Below are 8,350 nucleotides of genomic sequence, written 5' to 3'. Positions count from 1 at the left end.
CAAATAAGCCATTTATCAAAAATTTTTTTAAAATTATCCCTTGTGATCTGGGTTTGAAGGGTTTTGGTGTCGGTGCCTAAAGACTTGATGAAGTTTTTCAATTCGCATTGGTGTTGTTCATAGTAAAAGGTGATTAAATGGGCGTTTAATAGGGGGTTTAAGAGCTCTTGGACTTCTTTAAACTCTTTAGAGTTGTGGTTGCTTGGCGCTGCTTTGTAGGTCTTCTTGGCAAGTTCTTTAAGCAGGGGTTCTAGTTTTTCACTCTCAATCGCGACAAAACTTATCCCATTAAATGCGGCTAAAAAGGGGGGTAGGCTTTCGTACTTGTGCTTTAAAATCGTTAAGATGAGCTGGGTTAGGGCTTTGTTTAGATCGTATGTGCCCGCTTTGGCCTCTGCCCACAGCAGGAGGGTGGGTTCTTTGTCAAAAAGGTCTTTTGTGGGCAGGCTGATTTGAAAATCGATTTTATCGCCTGTGCACAGAAAGCCTTTAAAATAAGCCTCTCTAAGGGCGTTTTTTAAGGGTTCTTCGGGGAGGTGGGTATAATCACGCATGATAAATCCTTATGGGTTAGCCCCAACCTTAAAGACTAAAGTCCCCGATTAGCGCTCGATCACCTCGGTTTTTAAGCCCTGTCTGTCCAGCTCTTCTAAGAAGGGGTCGGGGTCGAGTTGCTCTAAATTAAACACGCCCTTGGAGTTTTCACCCCCCCAAATACCCTTGCAAATCATCATCGCCCCCACCATAGCGGGTACGCCCGTGGTGTAGCTGATAGCTTGCGAGCCCACTTCTTCATAGCATTTTTGGTGGTCACAGACATTGTAGATATAGAGCCGTTTTTCCTTCTTATTTTTCGTGCCGTGGATGTAGCATCCAATGTTGGTCTTGCCCGTGGTTTGGCCTGCTAGGCTTGCTGGATCGGGCAGGAGTTGTTTTAAAATCTGGATGGGCACGACTTTACCCACTTTACCATCGGCTAAGGGCACTTCTATGGACTCGATGCCCAGCATCCCCACATTGCCCAAACAGCGCATGTGATTTAGGTAATTGTCTGAAAAGGTCATAAAAAAGCGGATGCGCTTTAAGCCCTTGATGTGCTTAACCAAGGATTCCAATTCCTCGTGATAGAGCAGGTAAGAAGCCCGCTCGCCAATCTCAGGGTAGGCCCATGTTTGTTTGATCTCTAGGGGAGCGGTTTCAATCCACGCCCCATTTTCGTAGTAGCGTCCCCTTGCGCTCACCTCTCTTAAATTGATCTCGGGATTGAAATTAGTGGCAAAGGGGTAGGGGTGTGTGCCGGCGTTGCAGTCTAAAATGTCGATGTTGTAGATTTCATCAAAATAGTGTTTTTGGGCGTAGGCGCAAAAGACATTCGTTACACCCGGATCAAAGCCACTGCCTAAAAGTGCAAAAATCTGCGCATCTTTATAGGCTTTGTCAAACGCCCATTGTTCTTTATACTCAAATTTGGCTAGGTCGGGGTGTTCGTAGTTAGCGGTGTCTAGGTAGTTGGTCTTGGTCTGTAGACAGGCTTGCATGATCGTCAAATCTTGGTAGGGTAGGGCAATGTTTAAGACCACTTTAGGTTTATATTTCTCAATCAACGCCACGACTTCCTGCACACTGTCGGCATCCACTTGCTCGCAAATGATTTCGCCAAGCCCCCTAGCCTTCGCGCTATCGGCTATGGCCTGGCATTTAGACAGGGTGCGGCTAGCCAGCACCACCCTTTCAAATAAGTGGCGGTTTTGGGCGAGCTTGTGTGCCACCACTCTGCCCACGCCCCCCGCTCCAATTTGCAAGACTGTCAGCATTTTATCCCTTTACACAATAAATAGATCCTTAGAGTGTGCTATTATATACGAAATATTTTACCCTTTGGTTAAACAGAAATGGGGAGCGCGATGGCAAAAGTGGTTGATTTTAATGTTTATGCGACTTTGGTTTGTATGGTGGGAGTCTTGCTCTTAGGGCGCTTTGTGATCCGCCATGTGAAGTTTTTAAAAGACTACGACATTCCAGAGCCTGTGGTTGGGGGGGTGATTGTCGCCTTTGCGATCATGCTCGCCCACCACTTCTACAACTTTAAACTCGTGCTCGATGCAAGCCTCAAAGAGCCCTTAATGCTGACATTTTTCATCACTATCGGGCTTAGCGCAGACTTTGCCTCACTCAAAAAAGGAGGTAAAATGCTCGTGGTATTCTTGATCGCCGTGGGTATCTTTGTAACTGTGCAGGATCTGGTGGGTGTTAGCGTGGCTAGTCTCATTGGCGTGAATCCTTTAATGGGCCTTTTGGGCGGCTCGATTTCGCTCACCGGCGGGCATGGCACCAGCGCGGCGTGGTCTTCTACATTCTCGCAGGCCCCCTACAACTTCCCCCAAAGTTTGGAAGTCTCTATCGTGTGTGCCACCTTTGGGCTGGTGAGCGGGGGGATCATCGGTGGCCCCGTGGCGCGCTATTTGATTAAACGGCACAAACTAGAGCCTAGCAAACAAGAAAAAGCAGAGCGCACACAAGGGCCTGAGCTCATCTTTGAATCCCCCAAACAAGAGCGCCTCATCACAGCTAATAGTTTCATTGAGAGTTTGGCTCTTGTGAGCATTGCTCTCTTGGTGGGGACTTTCATCGCCAAACACGCCACTTCCGTGCATTTAGGCAGCTTCACCCTGCCCACCCTGCCCACCTTTGTGTGGTGCTTGTTTGTGGGCGTGTTGCTCAGAAATATCTCCACTTACAGCAAAATCCATAAAGTCTTTGATCGCGAAATTGGCGTGATCGGCAATGTGAGCCTGAGTTTATTCTTAGCCTTTGCCTTAATGAGCATCAATCTCATGGAGCTTGTCAATCTCGCCCTGCCCATTGCCATCATTTTAACCGTGCAGGTGGCGGTGATGATCCTTTATAGTGTGTTTGTAACTTTCCGCGTCTGCGGCAAGAGTTATGACGCGGCGGTGTTAAGCGCGGGGCATTGTGGCTTTGGGCTGGGTGCTACGCCCACGGCAATGGTGAATATGCAAACCATCACGAACCACTATGGCCCAAGCCATGTTGCCTTCATTGTCGTGCCCTTGGTGGGGGCGTTCTTTGTAGATATTATCAACGCGCTGACCATCAAAGGCTTTCTAGCCCTGCCCTTCCACTACTAAATGCTCTTTGAGATTGTGATGCGTGCGTGTATCGAGCGCGCATGGCAGAGCCAAACTTTAGCCCTGCCTAATCCTAGCGTGGCCTGCGCCCTGCTTAGTCCCACAAATGAAGTCTTAGCCCTGCAAGCGCACAGCAAAGCCCACACCCCGCATGCCGAGGTGTTGGCCCTAAGGCAGGCGTTTAATGCCTTGAGCCCTGCGCCTATGCCAGCCCACCTAGACCCCCTAGACAAAGAAGCCAACTACCGCTTTCTTGCCCAAAACCACAGCGGGCTTTTTAAAGATTGCACCCTCGTTGTAACCCTAGAGCCCTGTAACCACTTTGGCAAAACCCCCCCCTGCGCCGCGCTTTTGGAGCAGGTGCACCCTAAAAGAGTGGTGGTGGGCACGCTAGAGCCAAGCAAGAAGGCCCAAGGAGGGCTAAAGCGTCTAAAACAAGCGGGTGTAGAAGTGCTGAGCGGAGTTTTAGAAAAAGCATGCAGCGACCTACTCACCCCCTTTACATGCCTAGAGAACAAGGGGGCGTTTAATCTCTTTAAAATCGCCACAAGGCTAGATGGCTCTTATTTAGGCAAAATCTCAGACCAAGAGAGCCAAATTTTCACCCATAACCAACGCACCGTCGCCAATCATCTCATTATTTCAGGCAAGAGTGTCCGGCTAGATCGCCCCACCTTAAACACCCGCCTTGCCACCCCGCCCTATCAAGGTTTATGCCATGCCGCCATTTTAACAAGGAACACAAGCCCCTTTGACCCCACCATCCCCCTTTTTGGCGTGAAGGGGCGCAGGGTGCAGGTGTGCCACGAAGTTAAGCAACTGCCCTTAAAGCAAGGCTTTAATGTCATTGAGGGCGGGTGGGGGCTCTTTGAGAGCCTGCGCGATCACATCGACATGCTGCTCATCCACACCAACGCTAGTTTGCAAGAGGGGGCCCAAGGGCTAGCCTGCCACTGCACCCAAGGCTTTAAACCCTTGCATAGCCAAATTTTGGGGCAGGATATGTTGGCGTGGCTGGCATGAGATTTTACCAGCCCCTCAAGGGCTACGCCTACAACAGTGCGAGCTTGTTTTTAGCCCACTTTGCCACGCCCTTTATTAAAAAGGGCGATAAGCTTTTAGACATTGGGGCGGGCTGCGGGGTGGTGGGGTTACTGTGCGCGAGGGAGTTTAAAAATCCGCTGGATTTAGTCGAAATCGATACAGAAATGGCGTTTTTTGCTAGGCTCAATTGCCAAAACGCCCCCCACGCTAGAGTGCACCACAGCGACTTTTTAAATTGCCCCCTAGAGCCCAATTCTTACGCCGTGGTGCTCTCCAACCCCCCCTACTACCCCAAGGACAGCCTAAGAAGCCCGCATGGCCAAAAAGCCCAGGCCACGAACCAAAGCTATCTACCCCTGCTTGCCTTTTGCACCAAAGCCGCGCAGCTGTTAAAACCACAGGGCTACTTTGTGCTCTGCTACCACGCCAGCCTCGCCGATAGCCTGCTTGCTGCCTTGCAACAAGCCAAGTTAAAGCCCACCTTACTACGCTTTGTCCATCCCTTTAAAAACCACAAGGCGCGTTTAATTTTATGCGCTGCACGAAAAAACAGCAAGAGTTACTTAGAAGTCGCCCCGCCCTTAATCACCCACAACTCTAAAGACCAGCAAGACAACACCCCCGAAGTGGCACATATCTATGAAAAATTCAAAACCCACAGCATCAAAGCCTCCCTTGTCTAATTGCGCCCATTGCCAACTGCCCTGCCAGAATGAAGTTTTCACGCTAGAACAAAAAGACAGCCCCCCCCTTGTCTTTTGCTGTGAGGGCTGCAAGCGGGTTTATACGCTTTTACACGACCTGCAACTAGAGAGCTTTTACGACAAGCTGGGCGCAAAGCCCCTAGCTCCCATCGCCCCTCCCAAGCCTCATGCCAAAGAGCATTACAGCTCCAAAGCCTTTTTAGACAAATTCACCACGCCCCTAGAAAATGGGCTACTAGAAGTGGCGTTGCTGCTAGAGAACATCCATTGCGCCGCCTGTGTGTGGCTCATCGAGCATGTGCTTTTGAAACAAAAGGGCGTTTATGGCGTGCAGGCCAACTACACCACACAGCGGGCGTTTGTGCGCTTTGAGCCCACAGAAATCGACATCGCCACCATTTTAGACGCGGTAGCGGCCATCGGCTATCAGGCGCAGGTGTATGACCCTAGGGTGCAGGATAACCACGCCAAAAAGCAACAAGAAAAGGCGTTTATTGCTCTTGTAGTGGGGGTGTTTGCGAGCATGAACATCATGTTCATTGCCATCGCGGACTATGCAGGCTACTTTTCGGGCATGGACATACATATGGCGTTTAAGCTGCACATCGCTTCGTGGGCCCTTGCTTCGCTCGCGCTCTTCATTACAGGGGGTGTCTTTTTAAAAGGGGCTTTTTATGGCTTAAAGCACGGCGTGGTGGGCATGGATTTGAGTGTCAGCGTGGGGGCACTTGGAGTGTATCTTTACTCCATTTACGCCACCTTTAGCGGGGCGCGCCCCTACTTTGAGTCGGTGAGCATGCTCATCACTTTGGTGTATCTCTCTAAGTTTTTAGAGCTTAAGGCCAAGCACCGCGCCAATGCCTTGCTTGACAGCCTGCAAAGTGCCCTGCCCTTGCAAGTAGCGGTATTAGAGCAAGAAAATGGGCAGGTAAAACGGGTACTTAAAGACCCGCAGGATATAGAGGTGGGTGCGCTAGTGGAGGTGTTGCCCGGAGAGTGTGTAGCTTTAGATGGCATGCTAGAGAGCGAAGGTGCCCAGGTGAGCACCCAAGCCTTCAATGGGGAGAGTTTGCCGACCACCTTAGCAAAAGGGCAAAGCGTGCTTTCCGGCTGTGTCAATTTGTCGGGGGCTTTCACCTACAGAGTGAGTGCGCCCTTTAAAGCCTCGTTTTTAAGCCAAATGGTGGAGCTCGTGCAAAAAAGCTTTATAGCAAAGCCCAAATTACAAGAGAGGGCGGATAAACTCGCCCGCTATTTTAGCACGGCAGTGCTTGTACTCGCCGGGCTTAGCTTTGTAGCTTGGGCACTCTTTGCAAGCATAGCACAAGGCTTTTTTGTGGCGATGGGCGTGGTGGTGGTGGCGTGCCCCTGCGCCTTTGCTTTGGCTACGCCCATTGCCCTAGTGCTAGGCAGCAACGCTGCCTTTAAAAAGGGGGTGTTGTTTAAAAAAAACAGCAGTTTAGAAACCCTAGCCAAGGCTAGCACTTTATTTTTGGACAAGACGGGCACGCTCACCAAGAGCCTTTTAAAGGTGCAAACTAACACCACCCACGCCCCCTATGATTTAGGGCAACTCTTAGGCTTGCTCTGGCACAACCCGCACCCCATCGCCAAAAGTTTATGTGTTTTCTTAAAAGAGCAAGCACAGCCCGCCCTCGTAGAAAACCTCAAACAAGAAAACGGCGGGCTTGAAGCGCGTTGCGGGGGGCATATCTTGCATGGCGGATCGGTGGCGTATTTAGAAAGTAAGGGCGTGGCGGTGGGGGATTTAAAGGCGGACTTTGTCTACAGCGTGGATCGCAAATTAAAGGCGAGTTTTAGCTTGCAGGCAAGTTTAAAGCCCCAAGCCCTAGAAGTGGTGCAGGGCTTAAAGTCCATGGGGTTAAAAATCGCCATTTTAAGCGGGGATGGCGCGCCTAGCGTGTTTAAGATTGCCAAAGAGTTGGACTTGCCCTGTTATGCCCCTTTAAGTCCGCAGCAAAAACTAGCGCATGTGCAAAGTGCCCTAGCGCAAAAGGAGGTTGTGGTGATGGTGGGTGATGGCTTAAACGACACGGCGAGCCTCGCTGTCAGCCAAGTGTCTATGTGTATGCACGAGGGGCATGACTTGAGCCTGCTTTACAGCGACATTATCTTACTCAACAACAGCCTAGAAGGGGTGCAAATCGCCTTTAGTGTAGCTAAAAGCACCCATCAGTGCATCAAACAAAATCTTGCTATCAGTGCACTTTACAATGCCCTATTCATCCCCCTGGCCTTGTGTGGTATCATTACGCCTCTCATCGCTGCTCTTGGCATGGGGCTTAGCTCGCTATGCGTGGTCGCCAATAGCTTTAGATTGCGCTTGTAAAATCTCTAGGACTTTGGTTGCACTTTCTTTTACCTGCTCCAAGCTCATTTTTTGATGGCAAGGCAAAGAGATTTCGGCTTTATAGAAACTTTGGGCTTTGGGTAGGATTTGCTTGCCTAGCAGGTCTTGGTAGAGTTTAAAGGTGTGTATGGGCTTGTAGTGCACTTGCACACCCATTTGGGCTTTTAAAAGCGCGTCTAAGATTTGGGTTTTTTGCCCCCACAAAGAGGGCTTTAGCAAAATGGGATAGAGATGGTTGGTGCTTTTGATCTTGGGGTCTAGTGTAGCGTGCAGACAAGTAAAATAGGGGTTATCTTTAAAAAGGTCGTCATACAGGCAAGCGATTTCTTCTCTTTTAGCGATAAAAATATCCACCTTTTTAAGTTGGCTTAGACCTAAGGCGGCTTGCAATTCGTTCATACGGAAGTTAAAGCCTAGACTCTGCACTTCTGTATCCCATCCATCTTTTTTTACCCCGTGGGAGATGAGCAGTTTGAGCCGTTTGTAAAGGGTGCTGTCATTGGTGGCAACTGCCCCGCCCTCAGCGGTGGTGATGGATTTAATGGCGTGGAAGCTAAACACACTCGCATCGGCAAGCGCGCCGATTTTCACACCTGCATACTCTCCCCCAAAGGCATGGGAGCTGTCGCTAAGAAAGAGCAGCCCGTGTTTAGTGCAGAAGGCTTTAAGGGTGACGACATCCACGCTCGCCCCCCCATAATCCACGCTCACCACCGCCCTAACCCCAGACTCTAGACAACTTTCTAAAAGCGTGGGGTCTATGTTGCCATCTTCTTGTATGTCGCAAAAAATCGGGGTGGCGCGGTTAGCGAGCAGCATGCTTGCTGTGGCGACAAAGCTTAGGGGCGTGGTGATCACTTTCTTGTTTGTCAAATCCAGGGCGTGGTAAAGCATGAACAGTGCTGTGGTTGCGCTTGTGCAAACTACAACATGTTTTACGCCTAAATAATCCGCTAAAGCCCCTTCAAATTGCTCTGCTAAAGGACCTTGGGTCAAATGCGCCCCTTGCAGGGCTTGCTGCACCGCTTTTAGGTCGTCCATATCGATGCACTGTGTGCTGTAGGGGTTGATTGCCAAGAGTG

At 50.1% G+C, this 8,350-nt stretch carries 6 protein-coding genes and 1 pseudogene; 4 read left to right on the top strand and 3 right to left on the bottom strand.

What is annotated here, in order from left to right; genetic code table 11:
- Positions 1 to 554: pseudogene (locus AOG36_RS06540) on the bottom strand (hypothetical protein); the annotation flags it as partial.
- A gap of 48 nt (positions 555 to 602) precedes the next feature.
- Positions 603 to 1,814 (bottom strand): saccharopine dehydrogenase family protein, encoded by a 1,212-nt coding sequence (locus AOG36_RS06535; protein WP_015106902.1) that lies wholly within the window; start codon positions 1,812 to 1,814, stop codon positions 603 to 605.
- Positions 1,815 to 1,904: 90 nt separating this feature from the next.
- On the opposite strand from AOG36_RS06535, the gene gltS reads away from it, so the two are divergent.
- The 4 genes from gltS to AOG36_RS06515 are packed head-to-tail and all read left to right on the top strand — an operon-like array spanning position 1,905 to position 7,247.
- Entirely contained in the window at positions 1,905 to 3,149 is a 1,245-nt protein-coding gene (gene gltS / locus AOG36_RS06530) for a sodium/glutamate symporter (RefSeq protein ID WP_053825703.1), read from the top strand.
- Positions 3,150 to 3,167: 18 nt separating this feature from the next.
- Positions 3,168 to 4,172 carry a bifunctional diaminohydroxyphosphoribosylaminopyrimidine deaminase/5-amino-6-(5-phosphoribosylamino)uracil reductase RibD gene (gene ribD / locus AOG36_RS06525; protein WP_231850641.1) on the top strand — a complete coding sequence of 335 codons (1,005 nt, stop codon included), beginning with the start codon at positions 3,168 to 3,170 and terminating at the stop codon, positions 4,170 to 4,172.
- On the top strand, positions 4,169 to 4,876 hold the full coding sequence (locus AOG36_RS06520; RefSeq protein ID WP_015106905.1) for a tRNA1(Val) (adenine(37)-N6)-methyltransferase: 708 nt from the start codon (positions 4,169 to 4,171) through the stop codon (positions 4,874 to 4,876). Before ribD ends, AOG36_RS06520 begins: the two co-directional genes overlap by 4 nt.
- Positions 4,869 to 7,247: a heavy metal translocating P-type ATPase gene (locus AOG36_RS06515; protein ID WP_015106906.1), complete on the top strand. Its 2,379-nt coding sequence runs from the start codon at positions 4,869 to 4,871 to the stop codon at positions 7,245 to 7,247. Before AOG36_RS06520 ends, AOG36_RS06515 begins: the two co-directional genes overlap by 8 nt.
- On the opposite strand, the gene pseC is transcribed toward AOG36_RS06515, so the two are convergent.
- Complete coding sequence (pseC, locus tag AOG36_RS06510) at positions 7,209 to 8,339, bottom strand: UDP-4-amino-4,6-dideoxy-N-acetyl-beta-L-altrosamine transaminase (RefSeq protein WP_053825749.1); 1,131 nt, start codon at positions 8,337 to 8,339, stop codon at positions 7,209 to 7,211. The genes AOG36_RS06515 and pseC overlap by 39 nt on opposite strands.
- Positions 8,340 to 8,350 lie beyond the last annotated feature (11 nt).

Origin of the sequence: Helicobacter heilmannii, from assembly GCF_001283065.1 — a bacterium.
GTDB lineage: Bacteria > Campylobacterota > Campylobacteria > Campylobacterales > Helicobacteraceae > Helicobacter > Helicobacter heilmannii.
The sequence above is the reverse complement of the archived record's forward strand: the minus strand, read 5'-3'. Positions and strand labels throughout refer to the sequence as shown.

Coding starts and splice junctions, on each gene's coding strand:
- gltS (WP_053825703.1), top strand. CDS start 1,905: ATGGCAAAAGTGGTTGATTTTAATGTTTATGCGACTTTGGTTTGTATG.
- AOG36_RS06535 (WP_015106902.1), bottom strand. CDS start 1,814: ATGCTGACAGTCTTGCAAATTGGAGCGGGGGGCGTGGGCAGAGTGGTG.
- AOG36_RS06520 (WP_015106905.1), top strand. CDS start 4,169: ATGAGATTTTACCAGCCCCTCAAGGGCTACGCCTACAACAGTGCGAGC.
- ribD (WP_231850641.1), top strand. CDS start 3,168: ATGCGTGCGTGTATCGAGCGCGCATGGCAGAGCCAAACTTTAGCCCTG.